Source organism: Salinibius halmophilus (assembly GCF_003577475.1).
Lineage (GTDB): Bacteria > Pseudomonadota > Gammaproteobacteria > Pseudomonadales > Natronospirillaceae > Salinibius > Salinibius halmophilus.
The window spans coordinates 56,256-75,771 of record NZ_QPEP01000006.1; the positions used below are offsets into that span (position 1 = coordinate 56,256).

The 19,516-nt window shown below is 49.0% G+C and carries 22 protein-coding genes; 11 read left to right on the plus strand and 11 right to left on the minus strand.

Features of this window, described 5'->3' with window-relative positions; translation table 11 throughout:
* Positions 1-32: 32 nt before the first annotated feature.
* The 3 genes from DUW71_RS08070 to DUW71_RS08080 form a co-directional block, all read right to left on the minus strand.
* On the minus strand, positions 33-710 hold the full coding sequence (locus tag DUW71_RS08070; RefSeq protein WP_119394741.1) for a response regulator: 678 nt from the start codon (positions 708-710) through the stop codon (positions 33-35).
* Positions 707-1,999, minus strand: a complete 1,293-nt coding sequence (locus tag DUW71_RS08075; RefSeq protein WP_158583930.1) for an ATP-binding protein — start codon at positions 1,997-1,999, stop codon at positions 707-709. Before DUW71_RS08075 ends, DUW71_RS08070 begins: the two co-directional genes overlap by 4 nt.
* 93 nt (positions 2,000-2,092) lie before the next feature.
* Positions 2,093-2,290, minus strand: a complete 198-nt coding sequence (locus DUW71_RS08080; protein ID WP_119394743.1) for a hypothetical protein — start codon at positions 2,288-2,290, stop codon at positions 2,093-2,095.
* Positions 2,291-2,786: 496 nt separating this feature from the next.
* On the opposite strand from DUW71_RS08080, the gene DUW71_RS08085 reads away from it, so the two are divergent.
* From DUW71_RS08085 to DUW71_RS08115, 7 genes are all read left to right on the plus strand, one after another.
* On the plus strand, positions 2,787-3,857 hold the full coding sequence (locus DUW71_RS08085) for a glycerate kinase family protein (RefSeq protein ID WP_158583931.1): 1,071 nt from the start codon (positions 2,787-2,789) through the stop codon (positions 3,855-3,857).
* Positions 3,858-3,864: 7 nt separating this feature from the next.
* Complete coding sequence (dbpA, locus tag DUW71_RS08090) at positions 3,865-5,247, plus strand: ATP-dependent RNA helicase DbpA (RefSeq protein WP_233546077.1); 1,383 nt, start codon at positions 3,865-3,867, stop codon at positions 5,245-5,247.
* A gap of 1 nt (position 5,248) precedes the next feature.
* Complete coding sequence (locus tag DUW71_RS08095) at positions 5,249-5,602, plus strand: hypothetical protein (protein ID WP_119394746.1); 354 nt, start codon at positions 5,249-5,251, stop codon at positions 5,600-5,602.
* 104 nt (positions 5,603-5,706) lie between these two features.
* Positions 5,707-7,023 carry an MATE family efflux transporter gene (locus tag DUW71_RS08100; RefSeq protein WP_119394747.1) on the plus strand — a complete coding sequence of 439 codons (1,317 nt, stop codon included), beginning with the start codon at positions 5,707-5,709 and terminating at the stop codon, positions 7,021-7,023.
* A 70-nt stretch (positions 7,024-7,093) separates the two neighbouring features.
* On the plus strand, positions 7,094-7,420 hold the full coding sequence (locus tag DUW71_RS08105) for a hypothetical protein (RefSeq protein ID WP_119394748.1): 327 nt from the start codon (positions 7,094-7,096) through the stop codon (positions 7,418-7,420).
* Positions 7,421-7,461: 41 nt separating this feature from the next.
* Complete coding sequence (locus DUW71_RS08110; protein ID WP_119394749.1) at positions 7,462-8,004, plus strand: PH domain-containing protein; 543 nt, start codon at positions 7,462-7,464, stop codon at positions 8,002-8,004.
* The gene (locus DUW71_RS08115; RefSeq protein WP_119394750.1) at positions 7,976-9,484 is read left to right on the plus strand and encodes a PH domain-containing protein; all 1,509 of its coding nucleotides are present in this window, start codon (positions 7,976-7,978) and stop codon (positions 9,482-9,484) included. The genes DUW71_RS08110 and DUW71_RS08115 overlap by 29 nt, the downstream gene beginning before the upstream one ends.
* Positions 9,485-9,557: 73 nt before the next feature.
* On the opposite strand, the gene DUW71_RS08120 is transcribed toward DUW71_RS08115, so the two are convergent.
* Positions 9,558-10,181, minus strand: coding sequence for a DNA alkylation repair protein (locus DUW71_RS08120; protein WP_119394751.1), 624 nt, complete (start codon positions 10,179-10,181; stop codon positions 9,558-9,560).
* Positions 10,182-10,292: 111 nt separating this feature from the next.
* Between DUW71_RS08120 and DUW71_RS08125 the strand changes: the two genes are divergently transcribed.
* A complete protein-coding gene (locus DUW71_RS08125) occupies positions 10,293-11,897 on the plus strand; it encodes a cyclic peptide export ABC transporter (RefSeq protein WP_119394752.1) in 1,605 nt (534 codons plus the stop codon).
* A gap of 144 nt (positions 11,898-12,041) precedes the next feature.
* Complete coding sequence (locus DUW71_RS08130; RefSeq protein WP_119394753.1) at positions 12,042-14,321, plus strand: hypothetical protein; 2,280 nt, start codon at positions 12,042-12,044, stop codon at positions 14,319-14,321.
* 5 nt (positions 14,322-14,326) lie between these two features.
* Here DUW71_RS08130 and DUW71_RS08135 read toward each other — a convergent pair whose 3' ends face one another.
* From DUW71_RS08135 to DUW71_RS08155, 6 genes are all read right to left on the minus strand, one after another.
* Positions 14,327-14,848: a DUF1826 domain-containing protein gene (locus tag DUW71_RS08135; RefSeq protein ID WP_119394754.1), complete on the minus strand. Its 522-nt coding sequence runs from the start codon at positions 14,846-14,848 to the stop codon at positions 14,327-14,329.
* Positions 14,849-15,055: 207 nt separating this feature from the next.
* A complete protein-coding gene (locus tag DUW71_RS08140; protein WP_119394755.1) occupies positions 15,056-15,340 on the minus strand; it encodes a hypothetical protein in 285 nt (94 codons plus the stop codon).
* Between the two features lie 11 nt (positions 15,341-15,351).
* A complete protein-coding gene (locus DUW71_RS17565; protein ID WP_158583932.1) occupies positions 15,352-15,498 on the minus strand; it encodes a hypothetical protein in 147 nt (48 codons plus the stop codon).
* Positions 15,499-15,508: 10 nt separating this feature from the next.
* Positions 15,509-16,708, minus strand: coding sequence for a hypothetical protein (locus DUW71_RS08145; RefSeq protein ID WP_119394756.1), 1,200 nt, complete (start codon positions 16,706-16,708; stop codon positions 15,509-15,511).
* Positions 16,705-17,571: an ABC transporter ATP-binding protein gene (locus DUW71_RS08150; protein ID WP_119394757.1), complete on the minus strand. Its 867-nt coding sequence runs from the start codon at positions 17,569-17,571 to the stop codon at positions 16,705-16,707. The genes DUW71_RS08145 and DUW71_RS08150 overlap by 4 nt, the downstream gene beginning before the upstream one ends.
* Positions 17,565-17,963 carry a GntR family transcriptional regulator gene (locus tag DUW71_RS08155; protein ID WP_119394758.1) on the minus strand — a complete coding sequence of 133 codons (399 nt, stop codon included), beginning with the start codon at positions 17,961-17,963 and terminating at the stop codon, positions 17,565-17,567. The genes DUW71_RS08150 and DUW71_RS08155 overlap by 7 nt, the downstream gene beginning before the upstream one ends.
* A gap of 70 nt (positions 17,964-18,033) precedes the next feature.
* Here DUW71_RS08155 and DUW71_RS08160 point away from each other — a divergent pair, with 70 nt between their 5' ends.
* Both DUW71_RS08160 and DUW71_RS08165 read left to right on the plus strand, forming a co-directional pair.
* Positions 18,034-18,825, plus strand: coding sequence for a hypothetical protein (locus tag DUW71_RS08160; RefSeq protein WP_119394759.1), 792 nt, complete (start codon positions 18,034-18,036; stop codon positions 18,823-18,825).
* Positions 18,822-19,226: a hypothetical protein gene (locus tag DUW71_RS08165; protein ID WP_119394760.1), complete on the plus strand. Its 405-nt coding sequence runs from the start codon at positions 18,822-18,824 to the stop codon at positions 19,224-19,226. The genes DUW71_RS08160 and DUW71_RS08165 overlap by 4 nt, the downstream gene beginning before the upstream one ends.
* On the opposite strand, the gene DUW71_RS08170 is transcribed toward DUW71_RS08165, so the two are convergent.
* The gene (locus DUW71_RS08170) at positions 19,223-19,492 is read right to left on the minus strand and encodes a c-type cytochrome (protein WP_119394761.1); all 270 of its coding nucleotides are present in this window, start codon (positions 19,490-19,492) and stop codon (positions 19,223-19,225) included. The genes DUW71_RS08165 and DUW71_RS08170 overlap by 4 nt on opposite strands.
* Positions 19,493-19,516 lie beyond the last annotated feature (24 nt).

Sequence of the window (19,516 nt, forward strand, 5' to 3'; positions counted from 1 at the left end):
GAATGTACTATGCAGTGTAACGGACTGTGGCGCTAATTACCTGTTAGGTCATATTGATAACCGGCGCCGTATACCGAGCGAATAAATGCTTGCTCGGGGGCGATTTGCTCAATTTTTTTACGCAGCTTTTTCACATGACTATCAATGGTGCGGTCGCTGACCACCCGTTGATCGCTGTAGGCGTGATCCATTAACTGATCACGAGAATAAATTCGCCCGGGGTGAGCAATCAAGGTAGACAGGATATTGAACTCCACTGCAGTAAGCTGAGCTTGTTTACCTTGCCAGCTCACGGTTAGCTGTCCCTCGTTGAGCGTTAATCCTTGGGTGCTTACCGGTTCGCCAAGCAAGCGCGCGCGCCTTAATATGGCTTTGACTCTAGCTACAAGTTCACGGGGGCTAAAGGGTTTGCACAGGTAGTCATCGGCGCCAAGCTCTAACCCTAACAGGCGGTCTACTTCCTCGACCCTCGCTGTGGTCATAATGATGGCGGTTTGCGGGGCAATGGCTTGCATCTGTTTGCATATTTCAATGCCGTCTGTGCCTGGCAGCATTAAATCTAGCACCACCAAGTCATAGCGGGTTTGCTCAAGCGCGCTAAGCGCATGGTCGCCATGATGCACCATCTCGACGTCGTAACCAGAGGCGAGCAAGTAGTCGCGCTCAACCTCCGCTAAGCTTACTTCGTCCTCAACGATTAATAGGTTCATTGGCGCTCCCTCGGCAGGGTGATGATTAAACTTAAACCACCCAATGGGCTATGCTCAGCCTGGATTTCTCCTTGGTGAGCTTTGACGATTTCGTCAACAATGGCAAGCCCCAATCCCGAGCCGCCAGTATAGCGGTTGCGAGATTCATCAACCCGATACAAGCGGTCGAATAGTTTGCTAAGGCTTGCATCTGGCACGCCTGGTGCGCTATCTGACCAGGTAATTTGCACATATTGCCCCATGTTCGTCACAGTCACTTGCAGCTGCATGGGTTGGTCACTGTAGTGCTTCGAGTTGCTAAGCAAGTTGTGCCAAAGTTGATTAAGTCGTTGGTCATCAACGGCGGCAAAACTACTGTTGCCAACAAGATGTGTGGCCGGCCAGTGGGTTTGTAAAAATTCTGCTAGGTGTTCATGTATATCTAGGGTTTGCCAGTGATAGGTCAACCCACCAGCGTCTGAACGGGCAAGTTCTGCCAGGTCGTGAACTAGCGTGGTTAAGCGCTGTTGCTGATCTTTGAGTCTAGCCAAGGCGGCATCATCAAGCGGGCGAATGCCATCTTCAATGGCTTCAATGTCGGCCTGCAACACACTCAGAGGCGTGCGCAGTTCATGGGCAATATCTGCCACCCATTGTTTGCGCGCCTGCTGATGATCAGCCAGCGCTTGTGCTAGCAGGTCAACATCCTGCGATAGTTCGCCAAGCTCATCGCTGCGCTTGAGCTTCAACCTAGGCTGATAGTCGCCGCGCGCTAGTCGATGCAACGCGCTGGAAATTAGGCTAAGTGGCTTGGTGAGCTGGCGCGCCATCGCCATGGCAACAATGGCCGAAATAATGATGGCCGCAATGGCAATCCACCAGCCTTGCTGTTGAATTTCGCGCTGGAACTGGCGGTCAAAATCGGCCAGGGCTCTGCTTCTATCGGGTATACCCAGGGTGCCCACTTGCTCACCATCAATTTCGAAGGGTACCCACAACATGTCATCGGCTGCTATGCGCGGGCCAATGAGTACTTGATTAAAATTATCGCGCAATACAAAGGGCAAACGACGGCGCTCAAAATTGCGCGAGCGCAATTCATCCATACGTGACCAGCCATGCGAGCGATACTCTAACTCGAGCATTTGTCGCCAAGGCTCTAAGCGCTTGAGTTCATTATTAATCGCGTAGCGCTCAAAGCGCTCCTGAAAAGCGAAGTTAGACGCTAGCACCAGCACAGCGGCGAGCGCAAAGTTGGCAAATAATATTGCCGCAAATAGTTTGCTTCGAACAGTGAGTTTCATAGCCATAGCATAAGCCATAACTTAGGATGAATTATGGAAAAATCTGACAAATTGCTTGGTAACGGTCATCACCAAGCAACATCGAAATAAGGCTAGCAGTTAGTTTTGCTGGGAAGGCGATATGAGGTATCGAGCCATGCCATCAATATCTAGAATTTTTTTCCCGCCTTGGCAGCAAAATTTGGCAAATTTGCCGAACTCGGTGGTGAGCTCTACTTTTAAAGCAGCCATTGAGTAGCGCTTGCCTGTTCTGGCTAACAGCGCCATCACTTCATCGTCAGAAATAGTACGTCGCATTGTTTTTCTCCCTTACCCCAAAGCGCACAACCATTGTGCTGGGGCCTTATTTTTGTTTTCGCGTCTATTTTGTATGGTGCCCTAACTTTAGGGCTTTGGCATTCATGGAACTCGCTAATCGACACGACGCAAATGAAGAGCAGTCGAAAGCATCCCAGCGTGGGCTTCCAGCCAGTGCTTCCATGCACTGTCGTTCAAGCCTACAAACGCATCTTATGCGTTTGTTGCTTACGCATCGGCTTTTACCCCTGTAGTCTCTCTCTCTAAACAAAGAGGCGCTCCCTGCGGGTGACGGTCTCTTAGCAAGCACCATGAATACCAAGCTTGTCGCTCAAGTTAGTGGCTATGATATTTAATGTAGTTATTTTTATGACTATTAGGTGACAAAAAGATCTGATTGAGATCAATGGTTTGATTGCTTCTTGAGTGGCAATTTTGCAAGATTTTGCTATGCGGATTTTGTATGCTGGGTGCTCGCACTTTCAATGAGATGGTCATGAATATTCTGGTTGCCCCTGATGCAATAGCGCCTGAGCTATCGGCATACCAAACATCGGTAATGCTGAAAGAAGCGCTACTGACGGTTTGCCCACGTGCGCGCTATCAATTATTGCCCATGTCTGATTGCCGCATTGGTATGGCGGATGCACTGCGCCATAGTGTTGGTGGGCAAATCATAGAATGCCGAGTGCAAGGCCCACTTGGTCACCCTGTAACGGCTCGCTACTTATTGTTAGATGACGGTAAAACTGCTGCCATTGAAGTTGCCGAGGCGGTCGGCTTAAAACAACTGCATGGGCAACCCAATAATGTTCTGCGTGCTTGTAGTTTTGGTGCCGGTGAGCTGATTTTAGATGCGCTGAAACACGGCGTTTCACAAATTGTGTTGGGGTTAGATGAAACGGCAACACTAGATGGTGGCACCGGCATGATGCGCGCGCTAGGTGTGCGCTTTCTTGATATTTTTGGCAATGAGGTGGGGGCAGGTGCGCAAGCACTGCAGCACATCGAAAAGATCGACGCGACCGCCATTACGCCAATGTTAGAAGGGGTGCGCTTCGACATTGCCTGTGAGGTGGCGACTTGTTTGGCTGGCCCAACTGGCGCTGCGATTGAGTGTGGTGAGTTTAAAGGCGCCAGCTTGGATGAAATGTTGCAAATTGATGAGTACCTACACAGCTTTGCTGATGTGCTAGGGCGTGATATCGCCGACAGGCCAGGTGCTGGTGCCGCCGGTGGGGTAGGGGCGGTCGCTATGGCGTTTTTGGTGACCCGAATGCGCCGCGGCGTTGATATTATTGCTGAGGTGGTTGATTTTCATAACCATCTAGCAAGTGCCGATTTAGTCATTAGCGCGCAAGGCTATGCAACCAAACAGCAGCCAAGTACGGTAGCAAGCGGCGTGGCTAGGCTAGCCGGTCAGCTCAATAAACCCTGCGTTGCAATAACACCACATAATTGTGCCGACTTTCCACACTGGATTGCGTTACAATCGCCGCCCGATATTGACGTGCTGACATCGCAGCTAGCAGATGTGATCACGACTTTACTTCCAACACTCGAGTAATATCTTCGTGCAAAAATTTTCTTCCTTGCCGCTGAGCAAGGCGCTGCTAGAAAACCTAGACAGCCTGAACTACCAACAAATGACCGAGATTCAAGCGCAAAGCTTGCCGGTGATGATTGATGGCCGTGATGTGATCGCGCAAGCGCAAACTGGGTCTGGTAAAACGGCAGCCTTTGGTTTGGCCTTGCTGCATCATCTCAATGTCAAACGCTTTCGTGTGCAAACCCTTGTGTTATGCCCAACGCGCGAGCTAGCCGATCAAGTGGCGAACGAAATACGCCGCTTAGCGCGCACCATTCATAACATTAAAGTGCTTACCCTGTGTGGTGGCATGCCGTTTGGGCCGCAAATTGGCTCACTTGCTCATGGTGCTCATATTGTGGTGGGCACACCCGGGCGCGTAGAAGAGCATGTACGCAAAGGCACACTGAAGCTTGCAGACATTCAAACCTTTGTCCTCGACGAAGCCGACCGCATGTTGGATATGGGCTTTCAACCTACCATTGATGCCATTGTTGATCAGTTGCCAGCGAAGCGGCAAAACTTGCTATTTAGTGCAACGTATCCAGCTGAAATTGAGCAACTATCAGCACGAGTGTTGAGCCAGCCGGTGATGGTGAAGGTAGAAAGCAAACACGATCAGCGCAGCATTGAACAGCATTTTTACCAGCTCGACAGCAATGATGAGCGCCTTGGTGCGGTAGTAACGCTATTGATGGTGCACAACCCAAATAGTGCCATTATTTTCTGTAACACGCGCAAAGAAGTGGATGAAATTGCCACTGAGCTGCGCAGCCAAGGTGTGGATGCTCTAGGCCTACATGGCGATTTAGACCAACCAAAACGCGACTCGGTGATTGTGCGATTTGCCAACCAAAGTGTGACGGTGCTGGTTGCAACCGACGTGGCTGCACGGGGCATTGATATTGATGACATTGAATTGGTGGTCAACTACCAAATAGCGCATGACCCTGAAGTGCACGTGCACCGCGTGGGACGAACGGGTCGAGCCGGTGGCTCAGGTGTGGCGTGCTCTCTGTTTAGCAAGCGCGAAGCGCATAAGTTTGCTGATGTGCAAGCCTACTTAAACTGTGATTTCGAAGCCGAAAGGGTGCCACCTCGCCCAGCTGGGGTTGAGCTCAAGTCGGCGGTGATGGCAACCTTGCGCATTGATGGTGGTAAACGCGATAAGGTGCGCCCAGGTGACATTGTTGGGGCGTTAACAAAAGGTGGCGATATTGCCGGCAATGACTTGGGTAAAATTCAAGTGTTCCCTAACTGTGCCTATGTTGCCGTGCGCAAACGAGACGCCAACCTCGCTTTGGATAAAATTAATCGTGGCAAGCTGAAAGGGCGTAAATTCAGAGCAATGCGAATTCGTGGGGAATAATATGGCCAACGCGACTCAACGACTGATGAAAATTGCTGATGCAACAGCGTTAACTCTTGCTGGGTTAGCGCTCGCCTCAATGATCTTTGTTCCGTTCGCTGCCAGTGCCATTGCTGAGCAACAAGGTGTGGGCACTAATTGGTTAGCCGTGGCCATTATTGAAGTGATTAGCTTATTAACCGGCATTGGCGCATTTTTATTAACTAGGCACCGTCCCCTTGGGCTGCTAATCACCTTGCTGCCTGCGGTTGCTTGGCTAGTGATTGGTGCATGGCCAGTCGCGATTGCTTATTTGGTTCTGCACTTTTTACTCATTGATTTGGCTTATCTGAAAGTCATGCAAGAAGCCAGGTAGGTTGTACGGCGTTTTTTTTGCCGGGCAACATGTATCGCCACCGAGCAATTGTTTCCCGAACCTGCGGCTCGTGAAACCTACGTGAACCTAACCAAATTAATAACATGTCGGCTACCTCTTACACGCAAGGCTCTATACGCCAACATATTTACCGTATGACGGCCTCGGCTGGCATTGGTTTGCTTGCCATGTTTTCAGCTGAGCTGGCCGATTTGTTCTTTATTAGTTGGCTTGGCAACCAAACGCTTACTGCTGCGGTTGGGTTTGCTGCAACGCTGATCTTTTTCACCCATAGTGTCAATATTGGGTTAATGATTGCCACCGGTGCCGTGGTAAGCCGTGCCCTTGGCGAGCAAGCGACTAACAAAGCGAAGCGTTTGGTTAGCCACAGCTTGCTATTTAATGCCATGGTTAGCTTTGTCATTACCGCCGTCATTTGGTTTGCTCGCACGCCGCTTTTGCAGCTAATTGGTGCTGAGGGAGAAGCGCTGCAGGCTGCTTCTAGTTATTTGGCGATTGTATTGCCTGCTTTTCCTTTAGCCGCGGTAGGCATGGCCGCCGGTGGCATTATGCGTGCTAATGGAGATGCCAAAGGTGCTTTGTGGCTATCGCTTACCGGCGCTTTGGTAAATGTATTGCTCGATCCACTCTTGATTTGGTGGTTATCCATTGAAGGGGCGGCCATTGCTAGTGTCGCGAGCCGCTTGGCAATGTTTGGTTATGGCGTTTATCGCGTAGCCGTGCATTACCGCTTGTTTGGTGCATTGCAAAAGCAATTGTTTGTGGGTGACGTGCGTCTATTCAGTGGTATCGGCTTGCCAGCCGTGTTAACCAACCTAGCAACGCCTATTGGGGGTGCCGTGGTGATGGCCGCTATGGCTCAGTATGGCGAGGCGGCGGTTGCTGGCGCAGCCATCGTTGGTAGGCTGCAAATGCTTGCTTTTGTGGGTTTGTATGCCCTCTCGGGCGTAGTGGGCACCATAGCTGGGCGCAACTGGGGGGCGCAAGCTTTTGATAGAGTTGAGCGCACTATGAGTGAGTCGCTGCGCTTTATTGTGCTTTATTGCCTACTGGCTTGTGCGCTGTTAGCAGCATTAACGCCGATCGTCATCCACGGCTTTAACGCCAGCGGCGAGGCCGTTGTGCTCATTCAACTGTTCACCTTTGGCCTGTCGCTACACTATGTTTTTCAGGGCATGTCGTTTGTTAGTAACGCCATGTTTAATAATCTAGGCAAACCACGCTGGGCGACCTATTTTAACGTCGCCAAGGCTACCGTTTTTACCGCGCCATTCGCGTGGCTTGGTGCCTGGGTTTTAGACGCACCAGGTGTGCTAGTAGGGCAGGCGGTTGGTGCAGTATTGGTAGGGCTTTGGGGCTGGTTGGCATGCAAGCGTTACATTGCCAAATTAGCTAGCTGAATAGTCATTCAGACATGATTTTAACGGCGTGATACAGTTTAAGCGTTCAACAAGTGATTAAGGAATGATAATGGACGCCAAAACTCGAACTGAACTGGTTTATTTGTATCTAGCCGCAATCTTCTTCCCGCTGTTTGCATCGGTAGCGGTCTTACTCACGTATCAATCTGGCGAGCAGCGCAATCCAATTATGTTGCGCCACGCAACCGTACTGATTTGGTTCGCTGGTATTCTTGTTGTCCCCTACGCCATCGCCGAAATATTATTAACCGGTAGGCTTGCCTTGATCATTCAACTTGTTGTGTTAGCCGTGCATGTTGGTTTGTTAGCGAAGGGCGCTTGGGCAATTAAAAACAGCCAACCAGTGCCAAAGGCGTTTGCTTGGTACACCAAATAACGCACTGCCAATATTATGTTGCACAGCCATTAGGGACAGCCATGAGTTTTTCTAATAAAGCCATAGAGGCGCTGCCACAAGCGCAATCCATACCGCTTACACCTATTAGCCCCTTGCATGCTTGGTTTTGTTTAGTCATGCACACACTAGTGTTCGCCGTGTTGGCAGCGGTGTCGGCATTTTTTTTATGGCAGCCCTGGTTTGACTTGGTTTTCTTGCGGGATGTCGCGCCTTATACCCTAGGTGCCACGCTCGTTTTATTTGTACTCTTTGCTGGCTATCGCTTTGTTGCCAATCGCAAACTCGCTTATGGCGTGCGTGAGCACGATATTACCCTGCGAGCCGGTTGGTACTGGCGCAGCATTACTACCCAACCTCTGCTGCGCGTTCAGCACATCGAAGTAGAGCGCGGGCCGCTGGAGCGCCGCGCCGGTTTGGCAACCTTGGCATTGTTCAGTGCCGGTGGCGAACTGCATACGCTTAGCATTCCAGGGCTAACCCTTGCTCGGGCGGAAGCACTTCGCCAATTTGTGCTGGCGTATAAAGCTGAGCAACATGTCGATCAGGGCGCTAGCGATGTTTGAGACTGGCTGGCAAAAACTCTCGCCGATAGCGGTGTTATTCTATGTCGCCCGTACCTGGTACCACGTGCTAGGCAACGTATTTTCTTGGTTAATCCCACTCATTGTGTTTCGCCAGTACATTCTTGAGCACCTCTTGATCACCTCAGGTGTTGTGATTGGCCTGCTTGCGCTGTCTATCTTATGGGCCTGGGTAAGCTATCGAATGGTGAGCTATCAGCTAGACAATAATGGGGTTGATTTACGCACCGGTGTATTCAATAAACAATTGCTCCAACTGCCGTTTGATCGCGTGCAAAACGTTCGAATAGAGCACCCTTGGTATTTTCGCCTCACTGGGCACTGCCAGTTGATTCTTGAAAGTGCTGGCAGCTCCGACCAAGAAATCATGCTGGTGGCGCTAAAACCCGAGTTTGCTGAGCGCATAAAAGCTGAGGTGCTAGCGGTTCGCACCACCGTGCCAAGCGCACACAATCCGCCGCAACATGACCAGCAACACCTTCACCAGCAACACCAAGACGCCACGCTACTGAATCAGCGTAGTGTGGGCGACTTGGTCATGTATGGCATAGGTTCAAACCGTGGCTGGCTGATTATAGGTGGCTTGTTTCCATTTTATGGCTACATTGAAGACCGTATTGAGCCTTTGTTATATCAGCTAGGCATCTTCAATGACGGCTCGCTGCCCATTTGGCAGTGGCTCGTCACATTGTTGGCATTATTTGCCATGCTAATGTTCGTGCTCACCTTATTCTCTATTGTGATTGCGGTGATTAGCTATTACGACTTTAAACTATACCGAGATGGCGATAGATACTTAGCCCGAATGGGCTTATTGAGCCGCAAAGAAGTGGCAATGCCCATCAGCCGTATTCAGGAAGTGTCGGTGCAGCAAGACTGGTTAGATATGCTATTGCGCCGCCGCCAATTACGCTACTCGCAAGTTGGCGGTATGTTTGAGTCGAAGAACATTTTAGTGCCTGCTGTGACCAGTAGCGAAAGCCAAGCGCTATTAGATGACGTGTACGCCCAGCGCGACCGCAACATTAAAATGACTCAAGCCAGTAAATGGCTATTGGCCGTTTACGCCACCTGGTATTGGCTGCCACTGGTTGCATTGACTACGACAGTGGTTGTTTTGCTAGCAGGCTGGAGTGCAGGCGTTTGGATGTTAGTTCCTGCGGTGTTGTTAGCTGGCTTGTATTACCTGCGCTGGCGCCGTTGGGGCTATGCGATGGATGGCGAATTTATTTACCTGCAAAGTGGCTGGCTAGGGAAGAAAACTACCCTGATTCCGCTTGCGAAACTGCAGCAGCCTTCGCTATTGCAAACACCACTGATGCGCCGACGCGGCTTAATGAGCATCGACTGGGTCACAGCAGGCGGCGTCCATCGCTTGCCGTTTATCAACGAAGCTCAAGCACGGGCTATGTATGACTTTGCGCTATTTGAAATTGAAGCCAAATCGCCAAATTGGATGTAGAAAGTAAAAAATGACAAATAATTAATTAATATAAATAAAATATATATTTTATTGAGTTATTTTCAATAAAAAATTATAGGTATTTTTTGCCTTCTCTAACACTTAGTGGCGATAATTCACAGCTATGCAATATCTCTTTTGCGGCAGTAGGATTGGTCTTGCTTAACTCGCGAATGGCCCAGCCGATGGCTTTTTGAATAAAGAACTCGTCACTGCTTTGGTTTTCGGCAATTAAGCTGTGCAGCAAGGCAACATCTGTGTGCTGCTTATATTTTAATTGAAACAACAAGCACACACGGCGCAGCCAAAAATCCTCACTCGTGCGCCACTTTGCAATCCACTCTCTGGCATCATGCTGCTGCGCTAGCTTACCTACCGTTCGAACGGCGAGTGGGTCGATGGTATCCCACCAGCTTTTGTGTAAAACCAAACGCTCGACCTCGGCAAACATGGTTTCCGGTAGCTGCTTCTGGCGATCAAGTAGGTCGATCACGGCATACTGCATTTCACGCTTATCTTGTTGCCACAACTGCCAGTAGTCGCATGGTGCACCAAACTGCTTGCAATACTGCTTTACCAATGCCTTTCGCTGCGGGGTTTTAATGCCAAAAAAGTCGTATTGGTCGCGCAGATACTTGCGCATCCAATGAGCGTTTTCAGCGTTACTATGCTGGGCTAAAAAGTCATAAAGGGTCATTTATCAACCTAGGGTTACAGGTAATGCGCTGCCGATTATCGCACTGGCGTTGTATTTTTATTCAGTAGTTATAGACTGCCAAGCCCTTCATCGCAACAGGAATAGGCCGCTATGGAACTTATCTACACCCTCTTTCGAACCAATAAAAAGATCGTGCTGGTCGGCCTCATTTTTGTTTTCGCTAGTGCTTTTGCCAACATTGGTGCAATCAATTTTATTAACCAAACCGTGGTGACCGAAGGCCAGTTTTTTGCTGACCACACGTTGATGTTTTTCAGTATTTTGCTGTCGGCATTTGTGCTGGCGGTGGTGGCACAGTGGCTGATGACCACCTTGAGCTACCGAGTGGTGTATCAGCTACGTGGGCGCATGCTGGGGCAAATTTTGGGCTCTGAATACGAGCATATTCAATCGCTTGGGCGCAATAAAATTTATGCCAGCATCACCAAAGACATTCGCAGCATTCAAGATGGGTTTGTCATGCTGCCATTCTTCTTATATGGCGTAACATTAGTTGTGGCAGGCTTTGCTTATATGTTTTGGCTGAACTTACAGTTAGCCGCGATCACATTAGGCGCACTGGGTGCCATTTCGATTGTTGGTAAGGTGCTGACTGGCCGTTTTCAGGCATTGCTGCGCAAAGAGCGCGAGCTCGAAGATGACCTCTTTGGTGGTTATGAAAAAGTGCTAGATGGCCATAAAGAACTGCTACTGAACGAGTCGCGTGGCCAGCGCCTAGTGAAAGCCGTGATGCATGGCCCGGCGCGCCTTTCGCGAGACTATCGCACCAAAGCCGACCGCTACATCATTGTAAATATTCATATGATGACCACGGTGATTTTGGCTCTAATCGGTTTAAGTTTCTGGTCGGTATTTTATTGGGACCTTGGCACACTAGGCGAAGGCACGGCGTTTGCGCTCACCCTACTGTTCGTGCGCCAACCTTTGAACATGGCGATGAACCAGCTGCCCGGCATTTTAGTTGGCCGAGTAGCCCTGCTAAAAATGCAAAAGCTGCAGCTACCTGAACCCCGCACTGAAGCGCATGATGCCCCCCTTAAACAAGATTGGCAGCGCATTCGGGTAGCAGACGTAGAGTATGACTACCCAGGTAATAGTCAGTTCCACTTCGGCCCGGTATCGACCGAGATCAACCGTGGAGAGCTAGTGTTTTTAGTTGGTCACAATGGCGCCGGTAAAACCACCTTTGTGCGCTTGTTAACCGGATTAACTCAGCCGGCGCGTGGTCAAATCAGCATAGATAATACGGCGATTACTGATGACAACCGCCGCGGATACAGGGCGATGATTTCGGCCGTGCTGACCGATTTTCACTTGTTTGAGCAAGCAGCATTAAAACCTAATGATCAGCAAGATGAAGCCGCACGCGCTTGGCTGAAACGATTGCAGTTAGACCATATTGTTAGCGTGCACAATGGCCAGTTCTCTGTTGTTGACTTATCCACCGGCCAGCGCAAACGCCTTGCCATGGTGACCGCTTGCCTAGAAAACCGCGATATCTTGGTGCTAGATGAATGGGCCGCCGACCAAGATCCATACTTCCGCAAAATGTTCTACGAAGAGCTGTTACCCGAGCTCAAGGCCGCTGGCCTCAGCCTCATTGTGGTTAGCCACGACGACCGCTACTTCCATGTAGCCGACCGCGTGCTAGAGCTAAGCAAAGGTGGCTTGGTGGATATGCAAGCCGCTGGGTAGAGAGTTCACCGCTTGGGTAAGGTGGCGCAAATAATTGAACACCTACCGGTTACAGGGCTGAACAAATAATAACCAATTGCATATAAAACTCTTTAGCTAGCCGCCGAAAGCCTCAACACTACAGAAACCGTTGAGGACGCGGCCATGAAGATTGTAAGCACGGACCTACAAGCTCGCAGTGCCCGCAGTTATGAATTCGCAGAGCAGAGCAATCAACAACTTAAAATAAGCGCCGAGCAGCGTATGGCAAAAGCCGACGACACGCTGCAGGATGATGTCAGCATTACTGCTGCGGGCAGTCGACTGTCGAGCCAGCAGTCGGTGTTGAACAGCCAGAGTGTGGTCACCAAGCTAGACGACCCTGCCAGTATGCAAGTTCACCAGCACCAAGAGATTATCCAATCCATGGTGGCAGAAACCTTTGCTACATCGGTGGATATCAAAAGTGTGCAAGGTGCATTTGGTGATGACCTAACCGCGGAAGAGCTGGCGGAAAGTGCCAAAGTAACCTTTAGCATTGATATGGTAGAAGAGCGCACTCTGGTTGAATCTGAGCAGCTTGCGATTGAAACGCTTGGCACAGTTACCACAGAAGACGGCCGCGAAATCAATTTTATGATGAGCCTAGAACTTCAGCGCCACTACGCTGAAACCTCTACCGATACCGTTAAAGGGACAACCGAGTGGATCGACCCCTTGGTGCTTAACTTTGCTGGTGGCGTACCCGCCCTAAAAGATACAACGTTTGAATTCGATCTAAATGCCGATGGTGAGACGGAGAATATTAACCAGCTAGCCAGTGGTACGGGTTTTTTGGTGTTCGACAAAAATGCCGATGGTGAACTCAACAATGGCAGTGAGTTGTTTGGCGCGTTAAGTGGCAACGGCTATGCCGAGCTTGCCGAACTGGATGACGATGGTAATGGCTGGATTGATGAAGGCGATACTGCCTATGCTCAACTATCGTTGTGGACACAAAACGATGATGGCAGCGGTCAGCTGCAAAGCCTTGAAGAAATGGGGATTGGGGCATTGTCGATTGACGCCATCATGGGCAACTTCACCATGACCGACCACAATAACCAAGCCAAAGCAGAGGTCACTGCCACGGGTGTTGCATTAACCGAAGACGGCAAAGTGCTCGCTATGCAGCAAATGAACTTTGCTAGCCAAGGTGAAGTCGACGACATTGACGATGTAGATGATGTAGATGATGTAGATGATGTAGATGATGTAGATGATGTAGATGATGTAGATGATGTAGATGATGTAGATGATGTAGATGATGTAGATGATGTAGATGATGTAGATGATGTAGATGATGTAGATGATGTAGATGATGTAGATGATGTAGATGATGTAGATGATGTAGATGATGTAGATGATGTAGATGATGTAGATGATGTAGATGATGTAGATGATGTAGATGATGTAGATGATGTAGATGATGTAGATGATGTAGATGATGTAGATGATGTAGATGATGTAGATGATGTAGATGATGTAGATGATGTAGATGATGTAGATGATGTAGATGATGTAGATGATGTAGATGATGTAGATGATGTAGATGATGTAGATGATGTAGATGATGTAGATGATGTAGATGATGTAGATGATGTAGATGATGTAGATGATGTAGATGATGTAGATGATGTAGATGATGTAGATGATGTAGATGATGTAGATGATGTAGATGATGTAGATGATGTAGATGATGTAGATGATGTAGATGATGTAGATGATGTAGATGATGTAGATGATGTAGATGATGTAGATGATGTAGATGATGTAGATGATGTAGATGATGTAGATGATGTAGATGATGTAGATGATGTAGATGATGTAGATGATGTAGATGATGTAGATGATGTAGATGATGTAGATAACAGTGGCGATGGCGGGAGCGAAGTGGCAGAAGGCGTTAATAATGCACAAGCCAACGGCATTCCTACCAATGGCACCACCAACTTTGCCAACGACGAAGGGCTAGACCAGCTCCTTCAAGATATTCTCTTTATGCAAGGCAATGGTGAACTGGCTGTGCAGTCGGTAAACCCTAATGTGTTCGATGAAGGCGCCAACCAATCACTGGTCGCCGTTAGTGATGCTGGCGAGTTGAACCAAAACGTTGCCTTCCAGTTTGGTGGAAACAGCTACGCCTCCACCACTAATGTGAAATGGGAAACTGTTGCGGTTCAGTATAGCGCTAATAACACCACGCCACCGCCCGAGCCAGCCCCCGACAACGCGGCTAGCCCGTCACAAAATAATAGTGCACCAGATCAGTCGGGTGCTTACAGTGAACCAGACTGGATGGCACAACTAGAAAGCCAAGACCCGGCCGGGGAGATGCGCGTGCTAATAGAGCAGCTGAAAGCCATGCGCGAAAGCCAGCAAGCCCTAACGGCGAAGTTTGTTTAGTGAAACTAGCCTACAAAATCCAAGGTTAGCACTAAACGAAACTCATCATTTGCCACAGCAGGAGAGCGGTGAATAACACCGTTCTCTTCGTTGCCCTCCCAAGCGGTGCCCTTCAATAGTGCAACATCACCCGAGTGAATTTGTTTCACTGGCTGGTGCATAAACTCAGTACCCGGCCCGCCATAGGTGGTAATTAGGCGCACGGGCACTCGGTCGCAATGGAACTTGGGGCACATAGCACGCTCAAGCGGTTGCAGCCTTACACCTATATTTTCTAACTCAAACAAGCTGCTATACATATCGGCCAAGAGCCAAATGTCTTCGCTAAGTTTGGCTTTATCTTCATGGTCTGGCAGATGTTGGTGCAGCACGCCGGGTACATCATCAACCTTGGCGGTAAAGCGCAAAGGTGCAATGGTTCGCAGCCAATGCGTATTGTGTGCAAGCGGGTCTTGGCGTTGCCATACCGCCAAATTGCAGTGATCTTGATAGATATTAGTCAAGACTGTGCAATCAGATGAAATCATGATGCGCCTCTATGCTACCTAATGTTATAACGTAACAATTATTTGGGCGAGGGAGAAGAATGTCAAGCAGGGCAATGAGTTACTCTAGAGTTCGCTGTTTAAACAAAGGTCAGCTATACACCCACCACTTTAAGCCGATTTTTAAGCGTGTTACTGATGGGTGTCTAACTTACATTAAGCGTGTTACTGATGGGTGTCTAACTTACATTATTGATTAGACGCTTTGCGGTTAGCATTCTCTAATGTTGCTAACGCACTGCCTACCGTGACCAAAAAAAGCACTGCACCCACGCCAAAGAGAGTGTTTAATAGCCAGCTTGGCCAGTTGATACCGAATAAGGCTAGGCTCATGCATACCACGGCTGGCACTACTGACGTTGCATTCATTTGTGGAGCGAATTTGACCAAAAGCTGTCGACAAGGTGGTATTAAGCCAATCATTGCCGACAAAAGAATCAAGCCTGCTGCAAGCAGGCCTAGTTGCGTTTCCATTCTGCATTCTCCTAAAAAAGGTTAACTAACAAACTCGCGGCACCACCTAGCCAGAGCCCAGTGGTGAAGAGTGCCACACCGCCAACAAACAGCAGCAATACGGCTAAGCCTTCATGCTCTTTGGCTATGGTGATTGATAGTCCTTTGTTCTGTTTCATGGTTATCTCCTTACAGTAATTTCTGGCGCCAGCGGCTATGCAGTAGCACGGCTGCTGGCACGCTGATGGCGCCAAGAATGGCGAACAACATTGGGTAAGTGGTGTTTAAAACAATAAATCCAAAAAGTAGTACGCCGGAGCCGATAAACTTAACGCTTATAAGCCACAGGCGGTTCTCGGTTGGTATGAGCGCCCATGCCAGCATGACACAGCTAAAAATGCTGGTGATCGCAAGGCTTGGCAGTATTACCGCAAAGTTTTCTGGTGTTGGCAAAACCAGCCAAGCCACCAGCATGATAAACGGCTGTACTAGTAGCAATCCAATAAAGGTGATGGTTAGTTGTTGGATAATCTTTGCGCGAGATATGGGCAACAGCTGCCAAATCTTAGTAATCTGCTCACTGGTATTCGGAAGCACCGAGCAAGCAATCAATATAAACCAACTGCCAATAAACCAACCATCCGATGGTGCCCACCCTAGCTCGCGCACGGTACTGATCATGGGAAAAGATAAACCAACAAAGAGTGCAACCAGCATTACGCCAGCGACGGCAGCATGTTTGCCCCAAATAGCATAGCGCAGCAATGGGTTAAGCAAGATAACATTGGTATTGGTGGTTGCTGGCAGCCAGCGCCATTCATAATGGTCTAGGTCTGTACCTTGATTCACTCGCTGCTGGTGCAACCGACATATTTTTATATGTGAGAGTGCAGTGGCAACAATAATGAGCAGCAACATGGCACTAGGCCAGCGCCAATAATCTACGACGTTAATTTCTAGTAGCAGTAGCGGTATAAGCGCGTAGATCGGCCATTGTGAGGCGACATTGCTTTTTACCCCGCCCCAAGCCATGCCTAGGTGTAATAACAGTAGCCAGCCGGTAATGGCAACGGCATCGGCGAAGCTGGTGGTTTGCCAGGTTACGATAAATTTCAGCAAAATAAGCAAATAGAGCTGGCCAAAACAGGCATTAAAGTATTGCTGAAACAGGCCAGGCACAAACACCAATGTGGCTGATTTACGCAGTTGTATAACTTGATACTGGTAGGCCCAGAACAGCATGGCAAAGGCATAGAGTTCGGTGTAATAACTGGCAACACCGGCGAACGCCGACAAATAAATGTAGAACAATGCCAAACATAATGTGAGCCAGCAGTATCGCGAGTTGCTTACCAAGGCCATTTTTGGCAATGCTAAAACGCTAGTCATTTGGTCACCTCAAGCAAAATATCTTCAAGGCTGAGGTGCGTGACAGTAATTTGGGCATTAAGCGTTTGCGACAGTGCTTCAGTGTTTAGTTCTTTGCCATTGGCGACGATTACTTCGGCGAATTTACCATGGCATTGTTGGCGAATAATGCCAGCAATCGGCAGGCTTTCTGGAAGTATGTTTTGGCTTGTGATGGTGAGTTTTACAATGCTGGCTTTTAGTTCATCGATGTCGCCGGCATAGGTAATTTTACCGTGATGCAAGATGGCGACGTGTGAGCAAATGCGCTCGATATCACTAACAATATGGCTTGATAACAATATGGTTTTGTCTGATTCGGCATTTAAGTCTGCTAGGTCTGCCATTAATTGTCGGCGCGCCGCTGGGTCGAGTGATGCGGCTGGCTCATCTAGTACCAGTACCTCTGGGTCGTGCGCAACGGCGCAAATAATAGCAAGGCGTTGTTTCTGGCCACCAGAGAGTTTGCCAAGGCGTGCTTTTGGGTCAATCTGCCATTTGGCTAGCAGAGTCTCAACAGTGCTGGTTTGCCAGTTAGGGTAGTAGCGGCCAATAAACTCAAGGTACCTATTCACCTTCATTGAGGGTAGGGCATCGAAGCTTTGCGCCACAAAGCCAATACGCTGCTTGTGCTCGTTTGGCATATCCCAGGCTGGTTTGCCAAAAGCATTGGCAGTGCCTGTATCAGGTTTTTGCAAGCCAAGCAGCGAATGAATAAGTGTGGTTTTACCGGCGCCGTTTACCCCTAGTAGCCCTAATATCTGCCCAGGCTCAAGGGTTAAATCAACGCCCTGTAGAACTGCCTTGTTGTTGAAGGTTTTGCTTAGTCCTTTGGCTTCTAACATTCTTTTACTCCTTGTTGACTCAGGGCGTCTTCAATGGCCTTTAGTAGGCTAGGGGCGTCTACGCCTAGTTGTTTGGCGTTGGCGAGTAGTTGGTCAATGCTGGGTTGTAGCTGCGCCATACGCTCGCTTGGCGTTAGGGCTTGGCGCCGGGCAACTTTCATCCCTTTGCCACGCTGGCGCTCTAGCCATCCTTGTTGCTCAAGCTGGCCATAGGCTTTCGAGATGGTCATTGGATTTACGGCAAAATGAGCGGCTAATTTACGTACCGAAGGCATGTCATCGCCTTGTTGTAGTTGCTCTGTGCCAATAAGCCTGCTGATTTGCTCAACTAGCTGTTGGTAGATGGGCGTGCTAGCCCCTACATCAACATGCAGTAGCAGTTCCAATTGCATGGCGAAACCTAGAATTTTGTTGTCTGTATTAATACAATAATACACCTATACAGCTTTGCAAAGGACTTTTATGAAACCAGTTAAAAGGCTAGGTGATATCTGGCTTCGCCCAGGTGTAGAGGGGTGGGCCAAAGCATTAATCGTCTCAATGCTGATTACTCCCGTTTTTTCGGTGTACTTTTATTGGCAGGAAGCTCAGCAGGTTTTATTGGCGCTAAACGGTTGGCAGCAGGGCCTTGTGAACTTTTTGATCATTTGGCCTTGGTCGGTTTTTTTCGGAATGCTTGTCTTCGGAATTTATCAACGGTTTCAGTTGCGGTTTTTTGGCCAGTTGTTGGTAGCGGTCGGTGTTGGCTCGTCCGTAGGGTTTACGGTTGGCGTAGTTGAAGGGTTTACCAATAAGCCAATGATGCCAGGCATTGGGTTTCCCCTCGTATTGTCGGTCTTGGCATTTAGTCATGCATTGAAGCCAGCAAAAGCCGTAACCCAGCAGCCTGTTTGGTTTTTGGCAGCCATGGCGATATGGCCACGGGTACTGGGATTAAGTTTGTTGTGGCACATCGGCTTGGCCATTTTCCTAGCGGCAACGCTCGATGCTGTTATTCACTGGCCGCTTTCAATGCTAGTCGCTTGGCCTTGGTCTATTGTCATTGCAATTTTGAGCTTTCGGGCGACTGTGGCATTAAATGACCGCTGGTTTGTGCTTCCGATTTCACTGTTTCTGTTTGCTACTTCTCTGGCAGCTGTGTTTATCGACAGCTTGGTAGGCTTTGCGGATGTGCTCCTAATTATGCTACTCGCAGGTATATGGGTGAAAGCTACCCTCGAACAAGCTTGGCGCAAAGCTAAGGCGGCAACATGACGCTGTATAAGTGTGTTTTGCTTTTTAAACTCGCACTTATTACGTGCGCTGCTTTTTACGCTGTTATTTACGCTTCTAGCTGGTTGTGGGGCGGTGGCAGCGAGTTTATGCCCATCCCAAGTTTACCTCTTGCCATGGTTAACTGGGTTGTACCCAGCTTAATTGCCGTGGGGTGGTTCTGGTTCGTGGTCCGCAAGCCATGGTATAAACGCCACAAGCTTAAGATTGGCTTGTTAGCTTATGTGGTTATTTGTGCATTAGGGCTTTGGATTATTGCGTCGGGGCTTTATTTACAGGGCTGGGCAATTTTCCCGGTATTAGTGTTTATAACAAGCATGTTGCTTCGTAATTCTTTGTACCTATTTCGGTTCTCGCAACACAAAAAAGCACGGCGGCGCTAATACTCTAGGTTGGCTAAGTATGCCAATAACTGCTCAAACTCTTCTGGGGTAAGCGGTACTGCAGGCATCTGGCCACCGCCGCTAATCATAAACGCAAGCTCTCCCTCACTAATGCCTCGCAAATCAGCAAAAGTCACCACTTCTGGGTTTTTGCCATGACAGCTCGCGCAGTGTTCGCTATAAACATGCTGCCCCGCTTCAGCGCTGTTTGCACACATCGGCAAAGCGAGCACGAGAAGCAGCCATATTTGCAAACCTTGTTTCATACATCACCAAACCCTTCACATTAC